Genomic DNA, 17979 nt, shown 5'->3' on the forward strand with positions numbered 1-17979 from the left:
ACGTTCGCGTTGCGACTCCAGCAGGGTCGCGGACCTTACGCCTCGGCCCGGCGGCAAGAGTGCCGTGCCTAGAACGGGTGGGGGTCCAGGACGCGGTGCAACGGGCGGCCCTCGCGCACGGCGGTGACGGCCGGGTGGTTGGTGCCCAGCGCGGCGGCCAGGTCGGCGACCACCTCCGGGTCGGCGCCGCCGCCGCGGCGCATCAGCGAGGCGTTGGCCTGGGCGCGCCGCGTGTCCGGGTGCTTGTCGCCGAGCACCCGACGGGTGTGCTCGGCGAGCGCCTCCGCCTCGGCGGCCGCCGAGGCCTCGTCGCCGGATTCGTAGCGGTAGATCGTGCGGTTCACCCGCGCGGCGAGCAGGAACGGGTGGTCCTCGCGCAGCGCCGTGGCGAGCCCGGCGCAGGCGGTCTCGGCCGCCGCCGTCGCGGCGTCGAGGTCGCCCCGGGCCCGCTCGATGGCCGAGAGGTTGTTCTCGCAGACCAGGGTGTGCGGGTGGGTGGGGCCGAGGCGCCCGGCGTAGGCATCGCGGACCGCCGTGGTCTCCGCACGCGCCTCGTCGTACCGCTGCAGCGACAGCAGGTTGGTGGCACGGCTGAGCCGGCAGGCGAGCGTCTCCCAGTGCTCCGCGCCGAACTGCCGCCGCAGCGTGCCATGGGCGTCGTCGAGCAGCGGCTGGGCCTCGTCGGCGCGCCCGGCGCTGCGGATCGACACGGCGAGGTTGATCTGGGCGCTCAGCGTGATCGCGGCCAGCGGGCCCCGGAGTGCGGTGAAGCCCTTGACGACGTCGCGGAGCAGCGCGATCGAGCGTTCGTACTCGCCGAGCTCGCGCAGGTCCCGGGCCAGCGATCCCTGCGAGTAGAGGGTGAAGTACTTGCCGCGGCCGAGCACCACCTCGCGCCGCCGGACGGCGAGCTCGTCGTGGTCGCGCGCCTCGGCGAAGTAGCCGGCGAGCCGCAGCGAGGAGGCGAGGTTGTGCAGGGCGGCCAGCGTGCGCGGGTAGTCGTCGCCGAACTCCTGCGCCCAGGTGGCGTGGGTGGCCCGGTCGCGATCGAGGGCCTGGCCGTAGTGGCCGAGCGCGCGCAGGTCGGCGCCGAGGCCGCCCGCCGTCATCAGGGTGTCGGCCTGGGTACCGCCGAGAATCCGCTGCTGCTCGCGCAGCGTCTCGGTGTCGAGGTCGTACGCCACCTCGAAGCGACCCTGATCGCGCAGCGCGTTGGCGTGGTTGAACTGTGCCCGCAGCAGCGGCACCAGGATCCGCTCCCGCTCCGCCGGATCGCCGGCCGTGGCGAGCCGCGCCCGCCAGGCCCGCTCGACGACCTCGGCCAACTCGCCGCTCTGGTCGTTGGTGCCGCGGACCCAGATATACCGAATCCGGTCGACCATCAGCTCCAGCACCTCGGGGTCGTCCGCGGCCAGCGCCGCCTCGAACAGCGAGGGCGGCTGGCCGGGCACCCGCTCGCCCTCCGGACGCACCTCCAGGTGCGGCCACAGCATCCGGTACCGCTCCCAGGTGGCGCCGTTGTCGACGTCGTCGTCGGGCCGGACGGCCACGAAGACCTGCAGCACGTCGCGCTGCGTCGCCTCGACGCGCTCGAGGGCCATCCGCTTGCGCACGACGTTCTGCAGGATGCGGTGCACCTGGATGTGGCGGGCGCCGTTGTCCAGCTTGAGCAGCGCCAGCTTGTTGAGCTGCTGGATGAGCTTGGCCGCGCCGGGCCGCCGGGGCAGGGTCGGGTCGGCCTGGCGCACCAGGTCGACCATCGCGGTGTTGTCGAGCAGGTCCAGGGCGATGTCGGGGGCGAGGACCGAGCAGATCTCCAGCAGCCGGTAGGCGCCGGGCGAGCTCTGCTCCAGCTGGGTCAGCGGCACCGGCAAGCCGTCGTCGTGCCCGCAGATGTCGTAGGCGAGTGTGTACCCGTCGCGGCGTGCGATGCCATGCGGCGCGGAATCGTGCGGCACCGGACACCCCCACTCCACGGAACAGCGGCTCACGCTAACGGTACGCGTGAATGAGCGGTTCACGCATGCACCGGTCGAAGTACGACAGCTCCGGCGGCAGAGGACAGGAACTGTCCGCTACGGCTGGCATCGTCCACGGCATGCGCCACACCTCAGGCCGGCTGTTGTCCCTGCTTTCCCTGCTGCAGGCGCGCCGCGACTGGCCCGGGCGGATCCTCGCCGAGCGGCTCGGCGTCAGCCCCCGCACCGTGCGCCGCGACGTCGACCGGCTCCGCGAGCTCGGCTACCCGATCAGCGCGCTGAAGGGGCCCGACGGCGGCTACCGGCTCGGCGCGGGCGCCGAGCTGCCGCCGCTGCTGTTCGACGACGACCAGGCCGTCGCCATCGCCGTCGCGCTGCAGCTCGCCGTCACGTCCGGCGCCGACATCGGTGAGGCGGCGGTACGCGCACTGACCACCGTCCGCCAGGTCATGCCCGCGCGGCTGCGGCACCGCATCGACGCGCTCCGGGTCACCGCCGTCGACCGCGGTCGGCGGCCGGACCCGCCGGTCGACGCCGCGGTGCTCGTCGCGGTGAGCGCCGCCGTGCGCGCCCGGGAGGTGCTGCGCTTCGACTACGACACCGCGGAGCGCGACGGCCTCGCGCCGGTCCGCCGGGTCGAGCCCCATCACCTCGTCGCCCGGGCGGGGCGGTGGTACCTCGTCGGCTGGGATCTCGACCGGGCGGACTGGCGTACCTTCCGCGCCGACCGGATCCGCCCCCGTACGCCCACCGGCCCCCGGTTCGCCCCGCGCGAGGTCCCGGGCGGCGACGTCGGCGCCTTCGTCAACGCCCGGTTCCGCGGAGCGCGCGGCGACGGTCCGGGCGAGTGGCCCTGCCAGGGCGAGGTGATCCTCGACCGGCCCGCCGCCGACGTGGCACCGTTCGCCGGCGACGGAACCGTCGAGGAGATCGGGCCGGACCGCTGCCGGCTCGTCCTGGGCTCCTGGTCCTGGGTCGGGCTCGCCGCGTCCCTCGGCCGCTTCGACGCCGCCGTCCACGTGGTCGGCCTCGAGGAGCTCAGGAGCGCGTTCGCCCAGCTGTCGCGCCGTTATGCCGACGCGGCGTCCTGACCGTCAGGCGGCGGGGTACTCGGCGGCGACGTCCACGACCCAGGTGATGCCGAAGCGGTCCTTGAGCATCCCGTAGAGCGGCGCCCACTGCGAGGGCGCCAGCGGCGCGATGACGGCGGCGCCGTCGGCGAGCTTCTCCCACAGCGCGGTGATCTCGTCGGCCGAGCCGCCGCGCAGCGACACGAAGAACGGGTCGTCGCCCCGGCTCCACGCTCGCGTGGACGGTGCGTCGTAGGCCATGACGTGGAAGCCGTTGGCGGCCCGCACCTGGCCCCACACGACCTGGTCGGCCTCGGCCGGGTTGTCCACGTTGCCCATGTCCTTGTAGGTCACGATCGACAGCTCGCCGCCGGACACCGACTGGTAGAACTCGAGCGCCGCCCGGGCGTCGCCGCGGAAGTTGAGGTGGGTGACAGTGCTGACAGACACGAAACGCTCCTGACGTGATGATGGGGTACTTCCCGTTCGGGACCGACTCTGGCGCCGGTAGAGGACGGGAAATGACCCCTTCTGCCCGGAACCGGCAGTGGCGTGGATCACGTCGGCTACCCCGGGAGGATGGGCGCATCGGCCGTGGCGGGGGTACCGGGCGATGGTGCCGGACATCCTCGCGAAGCCGCGGGCGGATGCGTGCGCGGCCACCGTCCTGGGCGGCCCGACCGTCGTGCTCGACCTGGGCGGCCTGCGCATCGTCAGTGACCCCACCTTCGACCCGGTCGGGCAGCACGGATACCTCACCAAGACCATGGCCTCGGTCGCGACCGAGGAGCAGCTCGGCGCCGTCGACGTCGTCCTGGTCAGCCACCAGGACCACCCGGACAACCTCGACGACCGCGGCCGGGCCTTCGCGCTGGCCGCGCCGCTGCTGCTGACCGGCCCGATATCCGCCGGGAAGCTCGGCCCGCCGGCGGCCGGGCTGGCCCCGTGGACCACCCGCGCCATACCGCGCCCGGACGGCGGCGGCGAGCTGACGGTGCTCGCGGTGCCGGCCGTCCACGGCCCCGAGGACGGCGAACGCGACGCCGACGGCAACGTCAACTGCGAGGTCGTCGGGTTCGTCCTTTCGGGGCAGGGGCTGCCCACGGTGTACCTCAGCGGCGACAACGCCTCGATCCGCGTCGTGGCCGAGATCGCCCGCCGCGCCCCGGCCGTGGACGCCGCGGTGCTGCACGCCGGGGCGGCCCGGGTGTCGCCGAAGTTCCGCGGCCGCCCCCTGACCATGGACAGCCGCCGCGCCGCCGCGGCCGCCGCCGTCCTCGGCGCCGGCGTGGTCGTCCCGGCCCACTACGACGGCTGGGCGCACTTTGGCGAGGGACGCGACGAGCTCGAGCTCGCCTTCGACGAGGCCGGCCTCGCCGCGCTGCTGCACGCCCCCGAGCACGGCACCTGGACCTCACTGCGCCGCGACGCATAGCGGCCTACCGGTCAGTCCCGGGGGCCGACGGTCGCCATGGCCCGCGCGATGGCCTCGGCGTAGGAGCCCTTCGCGCCGGCCGCGAGCCACGCGTGCTGCCCGGCCACGAGGCACCCGAAGGCCGCCGCGGTGAGTGCCCGGGGCGTCGGATCGTCGGCGGCGTAGGGCGCGCCGGCCGCCTCGGCCCGCTCAACCAGCGCGGCGACGACCGCGTCCTGCATGCGTTGCAGCTTCTCCAGGTAGCCGGCGCGCAGGACCGGCGTCTCGAAGATCACGCGATGGATCGGCTCGACGAACTCCTCGTGGCCCGGCATGTCGGCGATGGAGACCAGCACGTCGAACAGGCGCTGCAGGGACGTCCAGACCGGCTCACCCGCCGGCCGCGCCCCCAGGACGTCGAGCATGTCGTCCGCGACGACGTCGAATTTGCCTAGGACGAGCTCCTCTTTCGTGGCAAAGTACCGAAAGACGCTCCGCTGCGACATCCCGACGGCCGCCGCGATGTCGTCGATGGTCGTCGCCTCGTAGCCACGCTCGACGAACAGCGCGGTCGCCGCGTCGGCGATCTCCCGCTGCACCGCCCGCCGGGTCCGCTCCCGCAGCCCGAACTGCTTCTCGCCCATGATCCCCCGATGATAACCACCCCCTACAGCCGAAAGCCGGATCCCGCCGGCCACCGACAGGGACCTCCTCGCCCGCGTCGGGGGCCTAGAGTCTGCAGGGTGCCTCGTTCCGCTCTTGCCCTTGTCCTTGCCGTGGTTGTGGTGCTCGGTGGTTGTTCGCGGGCCGCGGGTACCGATGGTGACGTCACCAACGGATGGGGGCCGCTGCCGGCCGCGTCGGCGTGGGTGGCCCCGGTCGGGGCGTGCCTTACCGGGAGTGGGCTGGTCGGGTTCGGGGATCGGGGGGATCCGGCGGTTGCGCCGGTCGACTGTGCGAAGCCGCACAAGCTCGAGGTGGTCAAGACCGGGCGGTTCGCCGACGGGGCCGACGTGCCGGGGTGGGGCAGTGACGCGCTGCGGGCCGCGTTCGACGACTGTGGGGCGGCGGCGACGGAGTACGTCGGCGCGGACTGGCACACCGGATGGCTCTTCCCGCACGTCGGCCGGCCGTCCACCGCGGCGTGGAAGAGCGGTGCGCGGGCCTACACGTGCGGGCTTGCCGAGCTCGTGAGCACCAGATATCCGGCGGAGGCGGTCGAGCGGACCGGGTCGCTCAAGGGGGCGGCGGCGCGGGTGGCGGTGGGCTGTGCGCTGCTGGTCGGTGGGCTGGCGGACGGGCAGGGGTTCTACACGCACATCACGGGCGAGCAGCGGATCGACTGCGCCGCCGAGCACGATGCCGAGTTCGCCGCGACGATCGAGTTGCCCGCCGGGACCTATCCGGCCGCCGAGTCGCAGGACCTGTTCGTCGGGCCGCGGTGCGGGCGGGCCGTGGCGGCGCTGCTCGGGCTGTCGGAACAGGCGATGCAGCGCCGCCGGGACGTTCGGATCTACTACACGTGGCTGGACGATCAGACCCAGTGGCAGGCCGGGCACCGGGTCAGCACCTGCTACGCCATGGTGGCCGCCACCCACAAGGTCCGCGCGTCGCTGAAGGGGCTCGGGACCGGTCCCCTTCCCTACTGACTACCGGGCGTGGTGCGCGATGATCAGAGCGGCCTCCGCTCCGGCCGGTGTGCGATTTCCGGCGTCCGGTGGACAGCGGGCGCCGTCGGCTGAATGCTCGACCCTGTGAGCACGACCACCGGCCGACTTCTCTTCGGGCGCGACGACGAGCTGCGCGTCCTGTTCGGGCACCTCGACGGGGTCGGCGCCCGGGGTCGCACGATCTGGCTGGTCGGGGAGCCCGGGGTGGGCAAGAGCGCGCTGCAGGCGGGAGTCGTGGAGCAGGCGCGGTCGCTCGGGTTCACCGTGCTCACCGCGCGGGGCAGCCAGTCCGAGACGCACCTGCCGTTCGCCAGTCTCCACCAGCTGCTGCGGCCCGTGTTGCCGAGGGCCAACCGGCTGCCGGCCAAGCAGCGCGACGCCCTGCTCGCCTGCTTCGCCATGAGCGATTCTACCGAGGTCAACCCGTTCTTCACCTACCTGGCGGTCCTGGAGCTGCTCGTGGACTCGGCGGGGCAGCAGCCCGTCCTGGTGTGCCTCGACGACCTGCACTGGATGGACCAGCCGTCGATCGACGCGCTGGCCTTCGTCACCCGCCGGATCGCCGGTGAGCGGGTGATCGTCCTGTGCGCGTCGCGGCCCGGGGCGCCGCCGTTCACCGACGCCCACACGATCGAGTGGATGGAGTTGGACGGCATCGACGAGGCCGCCTCGGCCGCGTTGCTGGACGCTCGGGCACCCCTGCTGCCGTCGACGGTGCGTGAACGGGTGCTGCGGCAGGCCCGCGGCAACCCGCTCGCCCTGCTCGAGTTCGCGGCGGCGCTGGAGTCGGGGCGGTACACCTGGACCGAACTGGACGACGACCTGCCCATGACCACCCGCCTGGAACGGGCGTTCGCCGCGCGGGCCGAGCACCTCGACCCGGCCGTGCGCGCGGTGCTGACCATCGCCGCGGTCGACGACGGCGACGACATCACCGACGTCCTCGCGGCCGCGGAGATCCTGCACGGTTCGCCGCTGGACCGGGTCATGGCCCAGCCGGCGTTCGAGCACGGGCTGCTGACCGTGGCCGGCGAGCGGTACCGCATCGCCCACCCGCTGGTCGGTTCGGCCCTCCGGCAGGCCATGCCGCTCGCCACGCGCCGGCAGGCGCACGCGGCGCTCGCCCGCGTCCTGGCCGCGCATCCCGACCGTGCGGTGTGGCACCGGGCCTCCTCGCTGGCCGGGCGGGACGAGCCGATCGCGGCCGAGCTGGAGCACGCGGCCGACAACGCCCAGCGCCGCGGCGCGGTCGCCACCGCCGCCGCCTGGTTCGAGCGGGCGGCCGCGCTGAGCCCGGACCCGCAGTCGCAGGCCGCCCGGCTGCTCAGCGCCGCGGAGCTCGGCTACCAGCTGGGCCGGTTCGGCCAGGTCGAGCAGATCAAGGCGCAGGTCAGGGGCATGGCGCTGCGGCCGCGGGACCGGTCGAGGCTGACCTGGCTCGAGGGCGTCTTCCACGACGGCTCCACGGGCGAGCCGGCGGAGGTGCGCCACCTGGTCGACATGGCACGGCACGCCACCGGCGCCCAGGACGTCGAACTCGCCATGCAGCTGCTGGTCGGCGCCGCCCGGCGGGTGTGGTGGCGCGACCCCGGTGAGGCGGTGCGGCTCGAGATCGTCCGGGCCGCCCAGCAGGTGAGCCTCCCGGCCGGCGACCCGCGGCTGCTGGCCATCTACGCGCTGTCCGCGTCGTACGAGCAGGGGCCGACGGTCATCGAGCAGCTCGCGCGCTGGCCCGCGGACGCCGGCGGGCGGCCGGACCTGGCGGGCCTGCTGGGCATCGCCGCGTTCTGCACCGGCGACTTCCGCCGGGCCATCGCCTTCCTGTCCACGCCCGTCCAGGAGCTGCGCGCGCAGGGCCGGATGAGCCTGCTGGCCGAGGCGCTGGCGATCCGCGCCTGGGCCGAGATCTACCTGGGCATCTTCGACGCGGCGAGCTCGGCGGACGAGGCGATGCGGCTCGCGGACGAGACCGGCCAGTCCCTGTGGGCCGCCACCGCGCGCATCGCCGTGGCGCTGATCGACGCGGTGGGCGAGGGCTGGGACACCCGCCACGACCTGCTCTCCGAGGCCGAGCACGTGGCGCTGCGCACCCCGAACGCCGCGTCGTCCCTGCTCGCGGGCGTGCAGCTGGCCCGCGGCATCGCCGAGCTGGGCGCGAACCGCCATGAGCAGGCCTACGGCGAGCTGCACCGGGTGTTCGTCCCCGCCGACCCGGCCTCTCAGCGGGTACAGCAGATGTGGACGCTCAGCTACCTGGCCGACGCCGCCGTCCACACCGGCCGCCGCGCCGAGGCGAGGTCGGCGCTGACCGCCATGGAGCAGCTCGCGGGCGCCTCCCCCTCGACCGGGTCGACCATCGCCCTGGAGTACTCCAGAGCGGTGCTGGCCGACCGGGCCTCGGCCGAGTCGCTCTTCCGGGCCGCCATGGACGGCGCGGGCTGCCGGCTGCCCTGGCACCGGGCCCGCGCCGAGCTCGCCTACGGCTCCTGGCTGCGCCGGCAACGACGCGTCGTCGAGTCCCGCGAACCGCTGCGGGCGGCGCGGAGCACCTTCGACGCCGTCGGCGCCCGCACCTGGGCGCAGCGGGCCGACCAGGAGCTGCGGGCGACGGGCGAACGCGGATGGCAGCCGTCGCCGAACCCGCGCGAGCGGCTCTCGCCGCAGGAGGCGCAGATCGCCAAGCTGGCCGCGCAGGGCTTGTCCAACCGCGAGATCGGCCAGCGCCTGTTCCTGTCACACCGGACGGTCGGCTCCCACCTGTACCGAATCTTCCCGAAACTCGGCGTCGCCTCCCGCAATCAGCTGGCCGAGGCGCTGACCGACCACGCCGAGCAGCCCCCGCCGCCGCCACCTTCAGTCATCTGACGCTAGCCGTCGCCCCGCCGACCGGCGATGCCGGGCCCATGGCTCAGGCCCGCGACTCAAGAAGGCCGGCGCCGCGTCGTCCTACGGTCGTCGCGAGCGCTGCGGTGCGTCCGGCGCCCAGCTCACGACGAGTGGAGACATCCGTGGCAACCCCCGTGCTCTTCATCCATGGCCTGTGGCTGCACGCCTCGTCCTGGGATCCGTGGGTACAGCTGTTCCGGGACGCCGGCTACGAACCGCAGGCCCCCGGCTGGCCCGGCGACGGCGACACCGTCGAGGCGTCCCGGGCCGACCCGGACGCGATCGGCGACCACGGCATCGACGACGTGGTCGAGCACTTCGCGGGCATCATCGAGCGGCTCCCCTCGGCGCCGATCCTGATCGGGCACTCGTTCGGCGGGATGATCGCGCAGAAGCTGCTGGGCCAGGACCGGGCGCTGGCCGCGATCGCGATCGACGCCGCACAGATCAAAGGGGTACTCCCGGTGCCGCTGTCGGCGCTGCGGGCCACGCTGCCGGTGTTCAAGAACCCCGCCAACCTGCACCGGGCGGTCTCGCTGACCGCGGAGCAGTTCCGGTTCGCCTTCGCCAACGCCGTCTCGGCCGAAGAGTCGGACCAGCTCTACGAGCGGTGGACGATCCCCGCGCCGGGCCGCCCGCTGTTCGAAGCGGCCACCGCCAACTTCAACCCGCACTCCCCGGCCAAGGTCGCCACCGACAACCAGACCCGCGGGCCGCTGCTGCTGATCGCCAGCGGCAAGGACAACACCGTCCCGGAGACGGTGACCCGGGCGACGCTCAAGCAGTACCGCCACTCGGAAGCCGTCACCGACATCGTGACCTTCGCCGAGCGGGCGCACTCGCTGACCATCGACTCGGGGTGGCGCGAGGTGGCGGACGCCTGCCTGACATGGCTGAAGGACCAGTCACTGTGAACCTCGGCCTCGCCGGCCGGACCGCCGTGGTGACGGGCGCCAGCAAGGGCATCGGCCTCGCGGTGGCCCGGGCGCTGGTGCAGGAGGGCGTCCGCGTCGCCGCGGGCGCCCGCACCGGCTCCGCCGACCTGACCGCCCTCGCCGGCGAGGGCGAGGTGGCCGTCGTCCTCGCGGACCTGACGACGCCGGCCGGCTGCCAAGCGCTCGTCGACGAGGCCGTGACCCGCTTCGGCGGCATCGACCTGCTCGTCAACAACGTCGGCGGCGTGCACCCCCGCACCGAGGGCTTCCTCGGGGTCACCGACGCGGACTGGCAGTGGGCGCTGGAGGTCAACCTGTTCTCGGCCGTCCGCGCGACCCGGGCGGCGATCCCGCACCTGATCCGGCGCGCCCCCTCGGCCGTGGTGACCGTCTGCTCGGTGAACGCCACCCTGCCCGACCCGGGGGTCATCGACTACAGCGCCGCCAAGGCCGCGCTGCGCAGCTTCTGCAAGTCGCTGTCGAAGGAGCTGGGCCCCTCGGGCGTGCGGGTCAACACCGTCAGCCCGGGACCGGTGGAGACCGCCCTGTGGCTGGGCCCCGGCGGCGTCGCCGAGACCGTGGGCCAGGCCCAGGGCCTCGACCCCGCCACGGTGCAGGCGGCCGCGGTCGCCGGCACCCCCACGGCCCGGTTCACCCGCCCCGCCGAGGTCGCCCAACTGGTCCTCCTCCTGGCCTCCGAGACGGCGGGCAACATCACCGGCGCCGACATCCTCATCGACGGCGGCATGGTCACCACCATGTAGTCGCGGGATGCGCAGCCGCCGCCGGGCGCCGCGATAGAACGGTGATAACGCGCCGATGTGATCGTGCCGGACAGTGAGCCTCGGGCCCCGTACACCCCGAGGAGGACCGAGATGATCAGATCGCGCGGGCGGCGTCCGCCACCCTCGGCGGCCGCGACCTCGGCCGGTGTCGACCACGTGCGTCTGTCATACGTCTATCTCGACTCCGGCGACCTCGACGGTTACGGCTCGCTGCTGGATGAGCAGGCCCAGGTGCGCCGGCCGGACACCCCGCAGGGCCAGGGCAGGGCACAGACGCTTCGCGTGCACGCCGGTATCGCCGGGCCCCCCGCGCGGCACGAGTTGCACCGGGTCGTCGCCGACGGCGAAAGTGTCGTGGTCTTCGGCCGTTACGTCCGCCCGCCGCTGGACGTGGAGTTCGCCGACATCTTCACGCTGACCGACCTCGGCCTGCTGCTGGGGTACCAGCGCTTCTACTTCGTGGCGCCCGGCTGAGACGACGAAGCGCCCCATCGGAAGGGAGTCCGATGGGGCGCGCGCACCTGATCGTCATGACACCGCCAGCGCCTCGACCACCTCCCGCCTGGGTGCGGCCGGCTCCTCGCGGCGGCGCAGTGCCCGCGCCGCGGCGACCGGTCCGGCCAGCGCGATCACTCCGCACAGCACCCACGTCGCCGGAGTCCCGATGAGGAGGCTGAGGGCACTGAACGCCGCGATCGACACCGGTCCGGTACCGACCGCGCTGAGCGCCAGCGTCGCCATCGCGGCGCCCATGCTGGTCCGCGGCGCGGCCTGCTGGTACGCGGTCACGACGGCCGGGCCGTTGAGTCCGGCCATCGCGCCGACCAGCAGCGCGACCGCGGCGAGCGAGACGACCGACGGCATCAGCACCATCGTGGCGATGCCGGCGGCCATGACCACGCCGCTGGCGACGAGCCGCAGCTTCAGCGGGATGCGGTGGGCCAGCAGCGCGCCGAGCGCCCCGGCCGTCAGCGCGCCGGCGCTGAATGTCGCCACGACGATGCCGACCGCGCCGACGCCCCAGGACCGGCCGTTGGCCAGCAGCGGCAGCGCCACCTCCAGCGGCCAGCCGAACGCCAGGTCCAGGCAGAACGCGGAGACGAACAGCCACAGCAGCCGGTGGTCGCCGGCCAGCAGCCGGAAGCCGGCGCCCGAGCGGCGGATGAGGTTCTCCTCGTCGCCGGTGCGCTCCGGGCGGGTCATGCCGCTGGTCACGTACAGCAGCCCGGCGAACACCACCGCGCACACCACCGAGCCGGCCACCAGCGCCTGCCAGAGCTCGCCGACGGCGATCAGCCAGGCGCCGATCGGCGCGCCGATAATCGGCGCGAGGCGCAGCACCGTGCTGTACAGGGAGTTGGCCCGCACCAGTTGGTCGCCGTTGGCGAGCGTGGCCATCATCGCGCCGGTGGCGGGGCTGGCCAGACCGAGCATGACCCCTTCGAGGACGGCGATGACCACCAGTGGCCAGAACGCGTGCACGGTCAGCACGACCGCGGCGCCCGCCGCCAGCACCACGACCCGCGCCCCCGTGGCCCGCAGCACCACGAACCGCGGGCCGCGCCCGTCGGCGATGGCACCGCCGAAGATGAGCATCAACGCCCTGGGCACGGTCTGCGCGAGCACCAGCGTGGTGACCGCGCCGGCGCCGCCGATCTGCACGGCGGTCCAGCCGAGCGCGACGAGCAGGACGAAGTCCCCGGCCAGGGACAGCGCGTTGCCCGCCACGAGGAAGGCGACCCGCCGCCAGTCGATGGTTGACGATTCCTGCATCAGTTCTGCCTGCCTATCTGTTCTCGACGGGACGCTGCCGCAGCGCGGTCTCCACCGCCCGGCCGGCGGCGAGGTATTCACTGCCGGCCGGGGTGCGCGGCCTCGACCCCGGCGGGCTCCACGTGACCTCCAGGTGACCGCCGAGGTACGAGCGGCCGAATGCGTTCAGCGTGCAGGCCGCGGCGCGGACGGCGGCCGTGCGGTGTACCGGATCGGTGGTCAGCACTGGCACGTCGGACACGGTGAACCGCGCATGGACGGTGTTGCCACCGCGTTCGACGGCCTGAATGCCCACCCAGCCCGGGGCGGGTCTTCCTCGAGCCTGCATGTGCCAGCCTCCCCTCCCAGTTCCTGCTGCTGCTCTTGCTGCCATTCGGGCCACTGCCATTCGAAGAACCTGAGCGCGTCGATCGCCTCGCCGACGGTCGCCAGCGCCGCGACGAAGCCGGGCGGCGCCGGCAGGTCCCGCAGCCGCCACAGGTCCTCGGCCATCGGGCCGGTGCCGGTGACGGTGCCCGGGCTCAGCACCCGGATCCGCAGGCCGTCGAGGAGCCGGCCGCCGCTGCACTTCACGCACGCCTCCTTGCGGGAGAGCAGCCGGTGGTAGAGCAGCCGCGCCTCGGCGGGGTCGGTCTGGGCCGCGATGGCGGCCGCCTCGCCCTCGTGCAGGAAGCGGATCGCCAGCGCCACCGCCCGGGTGTGGTCCCCGACCGCCTCGATGTCCACGCCGACCGGTTCGGTGAGCCGCACCGCGAGCAGCGCGTGCCCGCCGGACCGGCTGAGGCTCCACTGCCAGTTGCTCCACGTGCCGTCGAACGCGGGCTTGCCGTGCCGGCCGGCCGACCAGTCGACCGCGTAGGCCGCGATCCCCAGGTACCCGCCGAGGACGGTACGGGCGGCACCGTGAGCGACCCGATAGCGCTGGGCGGCGAGCGCGTCGCGGAACCCGTCGGCCCGCTCCCGCTCGTGCCGGTCCAGCAGCGCGGCCACCCGCTCGGCGGTGTCGGCGTCGACGTCGAGCCCCACGTGCCAGACGTCGACGCCCGGCGGCGCCAGCAGGCGCGGCGGGCCGATCGCCGGCGCCCGCGGGTTGTCAGGCGGCCCGGTCATCGTCGAGCCTCCCCGACAGGTACGCCTGGGCCAGGTTCAGCCGCTGGATCGTGCTGGTGCCCTCCATGAACTCGAATGCGCGGGCGTCGCGGACGTACTTGTCCAGCAGCGGGTGGTCCCATCGCGCGCCGGGGCCGAAGCAGTCCACGGCGGCGATGCTCAGCTCCTCGGCCAGCCGGGTGGCCCGGATCTTCGCCGCGGAGGCGAGCGTGCCGTCGGCCGCGTCCCGGTCGGCGGAGCGGGCGGCCGCCAGGATCAGCGTCCGGGTGCCGTTCAGCCGCTCGGCGAAGCCGGCGAGCCGGCCGTCCTTTGTGGACCGGGTGCCGTGCTCGACCGCGTAGTCGTAGGCGGCCTGGGCCACCCCGAGCGCCAGCGCCGAGACCACCGGGCGGTAGCGGTTGAAGGTCCGCACCGCGGCCCACATGCCCTGCCGGGTGGCCGAGCGGTCCCGGCCGAGCAGGTCGTCGTCGGTCAGCGGTACGTCGCGCATCTGCAGCTCGCTCAGCTGCAGCCCGCGCAGGCCGAGCGTCTCCAGCGGCACGCCGGTGAAGCCGGGCCGGTCGGTCTCCAGCAGCACCGCGCCGATGCCGAGCGGGCCGGGCCGGCGGCGGGCGAACACCACACCGATGCCGGCGCGGGCGCCGTTGCCCACGAACCGCTTCGTGCCGGTGAGGTGGTAGCCGCCCGCGCCGTCGGGCCGCACCGCGGTGGTCATGCTCGCCGGGTCGGAGCCGTGGGTGGGCTCGGTGATGCCGAAGAACGTCCACGTCGGGGCCTCGGCGAGGCGGGTGAAGTACCGCTCGTACTGCTTGCGGTCGGCCAGTTCGCTGACGACGAAGCCGGACATCGACGGGCCGGGCTGCGCCAGCACCGCGGCGGCGTCGACGCGGGCCAGCTCCTCCAGGACGGTGACCTGCTCGACGGCCTTGTCCAGGTACACGGCCCGGCCGCCGACCCGCAGCGGATCGGGGTTGTACTCGGCCGGCAGGCCCATCAGCTGCCGCCACGGCAGGCCGCTGTCCAGCAGCGTGCGCGCCAGGCTCGGGTCCCGGTCGACGGGCAGGACGGTCGGGCGGAGCATGTCGGCGAACTCGCGGGCGAGCCCGCGCAGCTGCGTCAGGAACTCCACGTCGGTCATGGCGTCTCCACGGTGGACGGTGGGGCGTAGGTGTCGCCGAGCAGTTCGGCGGCGCGGATCTCGCTGCCCGGCCCGCCGGCCAGGAAGCCGGTCGCGCCGAAGAGGTGCAGGCTGACCCGCCCGGCCTCGTCGAGCGCCCGGTGCACCCGGTGCAGCGCCGCCGCGTCGGGGCCGGCGGCCAGCAGCGCGTGCGCCTCGGCCAGGCCGGTCGCCGCGTCGGCGAGCAGGATCCGCACCGGCGGCAGGTTCAGCGTCACGGTGTCCTGGACCTTCCGGCCGCGCAGGTGCTCGGCCGCGCGGGCGAGGAACCGGTCGGCGAGGCCGAGCCGGACCCAGCCGAGCCCGACGGACCAGGCGTCCGGCGTGCGGGCGTCGCCGCCCGGCCCGGCGCCCAGCACGTGCAGCGCGACCATCGTGTCCGGCCCGATCGGCACCTCGGCGAGCCACCGCTCGCCGGCGCCGGCGCGGACCCGCGGCCCGTCCGGCGTGCCGTACAGGTCGGAGCGTTGCACCACGCCCTCGGGGAGGAAGACGTGCCCGCCCGGCCCGGCCGGCAGCACGGCGCCGCCGAGCTCGGCGTGCAGGGCGGTGACCGCCGCGACGACCCCGGACTCGCGGGCGACCGCGCGCCCGTGGGTCAGGTCCGCCGGGGCGACGAGCGTCGCGATGGCGTTCATCCGGCCAGCTCCGGTTCGCGCAGCGCCGGCCGGGCCGTCAGACCCGGCGCGACGGCGACCGGCAGCGTCAGGTCCAGGCTGCACAGGTACGGCAGCGCCGGGTCCTGGTCGACGACGAGCACCCGCCCGCCGGGCGTGCCGCCGCCTTCGGCGAGCAGCCGGGCCAGCGCCAGCCAGACGCCGGCGCAGGCGTGCCCGGGCGCGCCCCGGGTCACGGTGACGCCGGGGCCGGGGACGAGGTCGGCCAGGTTGTCGCCGACGACCAGCGCCGCGGCGTCGTCGCCGGACGGCGCCGGGTCGACCGGGCCGCCGGCGGCGGTGACCGGGGTGTCGAGCCCGGCCCGGCCGGTGACGGTGATGACCGGCCGGCCGATCGGCACCGGACCGTCCGGGCCGAGGACGATGGCCACCGCCACGTCGTGCGCCGGCAGGATCGCGGCGGCGTCGGGCGGCAGCGTCGACTGCTCCAGGATCAGGACGAGCGCCCGGCGGGACAGCCCGCGGGTGACCCGGTCGACGGCCATCCGCAGGGCCAGGAACGGACCGGCCACGCCCTGCTCGGAGACGCCGAACATGAACGGGTCGCCGGGCAGCAGGTCGGTCAGCCGGCAGCCGGGGAAGCTCTGCTGCCGGCAGTCGGGGCTGGCCTGGACGGTGACCACCAGGTCGACGCCGTCCAGGGCCGGGCCGAGCTCGCGGACCACCGCGTCGGCCATGTCGTGGTAGCTGACCAGGGCGCCGCCGTCCAGCCAGGACAGGTCGTCGAACTCCCCGTACAGCGTCTGCATGAGGTCGAGGTAGGTGTCGCGGTGCGCCGGCTGGGCCGACCCGTCCCCCGCGGTGAACCAGAACGGAACGATACGTTCGAGGGTCGTTCCGGGTGCGCCGATCGGCGCACCCGGAACCGGCTGCTCCCCCGAGCGCCGCTGCATCGACACGGCTCAGCGGCTCTCGGCGATGAAGTCGGCCAGCGTGCCGACCGTCTCGAGGTGGCGCTGCTCGAGGCTCTCCGGGTCGACCTGCATGTCCAGCGCGTCCTCCAGCGCCATCAGCAGCCCCAGCACGCTGGTCGAGTCGAGGCTGAGGTCGTCGAACAGCCGGGTCTCCTCGGCGACGTCGGTCAGCTCCTGGCGCAGCACGTCGGAGAGGGCGGCGACGATCGCGTCCAGGATCTGCCGGCGGTCGGTCGCCTCGGCGAGTGTGGTCATGACGGTGTCCTTCCGTGTGGGTGGGGTTCAGGCGTCGGATCGGTCGGATCAGGCGGTGAAGTCGTGCTTGATCTGGTTGGCGAGCATGCTGTCGGCGTCGTCGCGGGTGCGGATCAGCCGCGCCTGGCCGGCGTGGACGAGGACCTCGGCCGGGTAGCCGTGGCTGAGGAAGTGCACGGGCGAGGCGGTCGGGCCGTAGGCGCCGGACCGCTCCACCCCGACGACGTCGCCGGGGCGCAGGTCGGCCGGCAGCTCGACGGCCTTGCCGAGCGTGTCGTTGGGGGTGCACAGCGGGCCGGTCACGTTCCAGGCCACCCGCTCGTCGGAGCCGGCCCGGTTGAGCAGCCGCATCGGGAAGTTGCGCTTGACGAACGAGCCGATGCCCACGGCCGCCATGTGGTGGTTGGTGCCGCCGTCGGCGACCGCGAACCGCTCGCCCATGGACTCCTTGATGTAGCGGACCTCGACCGCGTAGACGCCGCTGTGGCCGACCAGGTAGCGGCCCAGCTCCATCACCAGCCGGGTGTCCGGGTGCCGCTCGGCGAACGCGGCGAAGACCGGGTTGAGCTTCGCGGTCAGCACGGCGGCGTCCAGGTCGTGCTCGCCGGGGAAGTACGCCACGCCGAGGCCGCCGCCGACGTCGACGATGTCCAGCGTGATGCCGAGGTGGCCGGCCAGCCGCTCGGCCAGGTCGAGGATGCGCTCGCTGTTCTCGACCACCACGTCCTCGGTGAGGATGCGGGTGCCCATGTATGCCTGGATCCCGCACAGCCGCACCGCCGCGTGCCGGCCGGCCAGGTCGGGCGCGGCGAACAGCGCCGCCTCGTCGATGCCGAACTGGCGCGGCTTGCCGCCCATGGTCAGGCCGCTGCCCTTGACCGCGAAGCTGGGGTTGACCCGCAGCACGACCCGGGCGGTCGTGGCGAGCCCGGCCGCGACCTCGTCGATGAGCGCCAGCTCGCCGAAGGACTCGCAGATGAGTACCACGTCGTCCTTGACGCAGGCGAGGATCTCGTCGCGGGCCTTGCCCGGGCCGAGGAACATGATCTGGCCGGCCGGCACGCCGGCGCGCTGCGCGGTGACCAGCTCGGTGAGGGAGGAGACCTCGGCCCGCGCGCCGAGCGAGTGCAGCAGCGCGCAGATGCTGATGTTCGGGTTGGCCTTCAGCGAGTAGAACATCTCCACCGCCGGGTGCAGCGACTCGCGCAGCCCGCGGTACTGCCCGGCGATGACGTCGCCGTCGTAGACGTACAGCGGGGTCCCGAACCGCTCCACCAGCTCGGTGATCGGGATTCCCTGGATGGTGTGACTCTCGGACATCGGATCGGACTCCC

The 17979-nt window shown here is 74.1% G+C and carries 18 protein-coding genes; 7 read left to right on the top strand and 11 right to left on the bottom strand.

Annotated elements, in window-relative coordinates:
- Positions 1-68: 68 nt before the first annotated feature.
- Complete coding sequence (fxsT, locus tag ACQPXD_RS42475; RefSeq protein ID WP_432828424.1) at positions 69-1958, bottom strand: FxSxx-COOH system tetratricopeptide repeat protein; 1890 nt, start codon at positions 1956-1958, stop codon at positions 69-71.
- 140 nt (positions 1959-2098) lie between these two features.
- Here fxsT and ACQPXD_RS42480 point away from each other — a divergent pair, with 140 nt between their 5' ends.
- Entirely contained in the window at positions 2099-3070 is a 972-nt protein-coding gene (locus ACQPXD_RS42480) for a helix-turn-helix transcriptional regulator (RefSeq protein WP_432844162.1), read from the top strand.
- A gap of 3 nt (positions 3071-3073) precedes the next feature.
- On the opposite strand, the gene ACQPXD_RS42485 is transcribed toward ACQPXD_RS42480, so the two are convergent.
- Positions 3074-3499 carry a VOC family protein gene (locus tag ACQPXD_RS42485; RefSeq protein WP_432828426.1) on the bottom strand — a complete coding sequence of 142 codons (426 nt, stop codon included), beginning with the start codon at positions 3497-3499 and terminating at the stop codon, positions 3074-3076.
- A gap of 163 nt (positions 3500-3662) precedes the next feature.
- Between ACQPXD_RS42485 and ACQPXD_RS42490 the strand changes: the two genes are divergently transcribed.
- Complete coding sequence (locus ACQPXD_RS42490) at positions 3663-4484, top strand: MBL fold metallo-hydrolase (RefSeq protein WP_432828428.1); 822 nt, start codon at positions 3663-3665, stop codon at positions 4482-4484.
- 11 nt (positions 4485-4495) lie between these two features.
- On the opposite strand, the gene ACQPXD_RS42495 is transcribed toward ACQPXD_RS42490, so the two are convergent.
- The gene (locus tag ACQPXD_RS42495; RefSeq protein ID WP_432828430.1) at positions 4496-5107 is read right to left on the bottom strand and encodes a TetR/AcrR family transcriptional regulator; all 612 of its coding nucleotides are present in this window, start codon (positions 5105-5107) and stop codon (positions 4496-4498) included.
- A 9-nt stretch (positions 5108-5116) separates the two neighbouring features.
- Here ACQPXD_RS42495 and ACQPXD_RS42500 point away from each other — a divergent pair, with 9 nt between their 5' ends.
- The 5 genes from ACQPXD_RS42500 to ACQPXD_RS42520 all read left to right on the top strand — a co-directional run bounded on the left by ACQPXD_RS42500 (position 5117) and on the right by ACQPXD_RS42520 (position 11213).
- Positions 5117-6112 (top strand): septum formation family protein, encoded by a 996-nt coding sequence (locus ACQPXD_RS42500; protein WP_432828432.1) that lies wholly within the window; start codon positions 5117-5119, stop codon positions 6110-6112.
- Between the two features lie 93 nt (positions 6113-6205).
- Positions 6206-8998, top strand: a complete 2793-nt coding sequence (locus tag ACQPXD_RS42505; RefSeq protein WP_432828434.1) for an ATP-binding protein — start codon at positions 6206-6208, stop codon at positions 8996-8998.
- Positions 8999-9141: 143 nt separating this feature from the next.
- Positions 9142-9933 (top strand): alpha/beta hydrolase, encoded by a 792-nt coding sequence (locus ACQPXD_RS42510; RefSeq protein ID WP_432828436.1) that lies wholly within the window; start codon positions 9142-9144, stop codon positions 9931-9933.
- Complete coding sequence (locus ACQPXD_RS42515; RefSeq protein ID WP_432828438.1) at positions 9930-10718, top strand: SDR family NAD(P)-dependent oxidoreductase; 789 nt, start codon at positions 9930-9932, stop codon at positions 10716-10718. Before ACQPXD_RS42510 ends, ACQPXD_RS42515 begins: the two co-directional genes overlap by 4 nt.
- Positions 10719-10829: 111 nt before the next feature.
- Entirely contained in the window at positions 10830-11213 is a 384-nt protein-coding gene (locus tag ACQPXD_RS42520) for a nuclear transport factor 2 family protein (RefSeq protein ID WP_432828440.1), read from the top strand.
- A 54-nt stretch (positions 11214-11267) separates the two neighbouring features.
- Here the strand turns inward: ACQPXD_RS42520 and ACQPXD_RS42525 are convergent, their stop codons facing one another.
- From ACQPXD_RS42525 to ACQPXD_RS42560, 8 genes are read right to left on the bottom strand one after another with little or no spacing between them, the layout of a single operon-like run.
- Positions 11268-12512: an MFS transporter gene (locus ACQPXD_RS42525; protein WP_432828442.1), complete on the bottom strand. Its 1245-nt coding sequence runs from the start codon at positions 12510-12512 to the stop codon at positions 11268-11270.
- Positions 12513-12525: 13 nt separating this feature from the next.
- Entirely contained in the window at positions 12526-12744 is a 219-nt protein-coding gene (locus tag ACQPXD_RS42530) for a hypothetical protein (RefSeq protein WP_432828444.1), read from the bottom strand.
- A complete protein-coding gene (locus ACQPXD_RS42535) occupies positions 12732-13622 on the bottom strand; it encodes a 4'-phosphopantetheinyl transferase family protein (RefSeq protein WP_432828446.1) in 891 nt (296 codons plus the stop codon). The genes ACQPXD_RS42530 and ACQPXD_RS42535 overlap by 13 nt, the downstream gene beginning before the upstream one ends.
- On the bottom strand, positions 13606-14760 hold the full coding sequence (locus ACQPXD_RS42540; RefSeq protein WP_432828448.1) for an acyl-CoA dehydrogenase family protein: 1155 nt from the start codon (positions 14758-14760) through the stop codon (positions 13606-13608). Before ACQPXD_RS42540 ends, ACQPXD_RS42535 begins: the two co-directional genes overlap by 17 nt.
- The gene (locus tag ACQPXD_RS42545) at positions 14757-15437 is read right to left on the bottom strand and encodes a hypothetical protein (protein WP_432828450.1); all 681 of its coding nucleotides are present in this window, start codon (positions 15435-15437) and stop codon (positions 14757-14759) included. Before ACQPXD_RS42545 ends, ACQPXD_RS42540 begins: the two co-directional genes overlap by 4 nt.
- The gene (locus ACQPXD_RS42550) at positions 15434-16369 is read right to left on the bottom strand and encodes a hypothetical protein (protein WP_432828452.1); all 936 of its coding nucleotides are present in this window, start codon (positions 16367-16369) and stop codon (positions 15434-15436) included. Before ACQPXD_RS42550 ends, ACQPXD_RS42545 begins: the two co-directional genes overlap by 4 nt.
- A gap of 9 nt (positions 16370-16378) precedes the next feature.
- Positions 16379-16645: an acyl carrier protein gene (locus ACQPXD_RS42555; RefSeq protein WP_432828454.1), complete on the bottom strand. Its 267-nt coding sequence runs from the start codon at positions 16643-16645 to the stop codon at positions 16379-16381.
- Between the two features lie 48 nt (positions 16646-16693).
- The gene (locus ACQPXD_RS42560; RefSeq protein ID WP_432828456.1) at positions 16694-17965 is read right to left on the bottom strand and encodes a type III PLP-dependent enzyme; all 1272 of its coding nucleotides are present in this window, start codon (positions 17963-17965) and stop codon (positions 16694-16696) included.
- Positions 17966-17979: the final 14 nt, after the last annotated feature.

This window comes from Dactylosporangium sp. CA-092794 (assembly GCF_050948465.1).
Taxonomy (GTDB): Bacteria; Actinomycetota; Actinomycetes; order Mycobacteriales; family Micromonosporaceae; genus Dactylosporangium.

Bases quoted from the DNA above. Each gene is read 5' to 3' on its own strand.
- ACQPXD_RS42480 (WP_432844162.1), top strand. From the start codon at position 2,099: ATGCGCCACACCTCAGGCCGGCTGTTGTCCCTGCTTTCCCTGCTGCAG.
- ACQPXD_RS42490 (WP_432828428.1), top strand. From the start codon at position 3,663: ATGGTGCCGGACATCCTCGCGAAGCCGCGGGCGGATGCGTGCGCGGCC.
- ACQPXD_RS42495 (WP_432828430.1), bottom strand. From the start codon at position 5,107: ATGGGCGAGAAGCAGTTCGGGCTGCGGGAGCGGACCCGGCGGGCGGTG.
- ACQPXD_RS42500 (WP_432828432.1), top strand. From the start codon at position 5,117: ATGATAACCACCCCCTACAGCCGAAAGCCGGATCCCGCCGGCCACCGA.
- ACQPXD_RS42505 (WP_432828434.1), top strand. From the start codon at position 6,206: ATGCTCGACCCTGTGAGCACGACCACCGGCCGACTTCTCTTCGGGCGC.
- ACQPXD_RS42520 (WP_432828440.1), top strand. From the start codon at position 10,830: ATGATCAGATCGCGCGGGCGGCGTCCGCCACCCTCGGCGGCCGCGACC.
- ACQPXD_RS42525 (WP_432828442.1), bottom strand. From the start codon at position 12,512: ATGCAGGAATCGTCAACCATCGACTGGCGGCGGGTCGCCTTCCTCGTG.
- ACQPXD_RS42535 (WP_432828446.1), bottom strand. From the start codon at position 13,622: ATGACCGGGCCGCCTGACAACCCGCGGGCGCCGGCGATCGGCCCGCCG.
- ACQPXD_RS42540 (WP_432828448.1), bottom strand. From the start codon at position 14,760: ATGACCGACGTGGAGTTCCTGACGCAGCTGCGCGGGCTCGCCCGCGAG.
- ACQPXD_RS42545 (WP_432828450.1), bottom strand. From the start codon at position 15,437: ATGAACGCCATCGCGACGCTCGTCGCCCCGGCGGACCTGACCCACGGG.
- ACQPXD_RS42550 (WP_432828452.1), bottom strand. From the start codon at position 16,369: ATGCAGCGGCGCTCGGGGGAGCAGCCGGTTCCGGGTGCGCCGATCGGC.
- ACQPXD_RS42555 (WP_432828454.1), bottom strand. From the start codon at position 16,645: ATGACCACACTCGCCGAGGCGACCGACCGCCGGCAGATCCTGGACGCG.
- ACQPXD_RS42560 (WP_432828456.1), bottom strand. From the start codon at position 17,965: ATGTCCGAGAGTCACACCATCCAGGGAATCCCGATCACCGAGCTGGTG.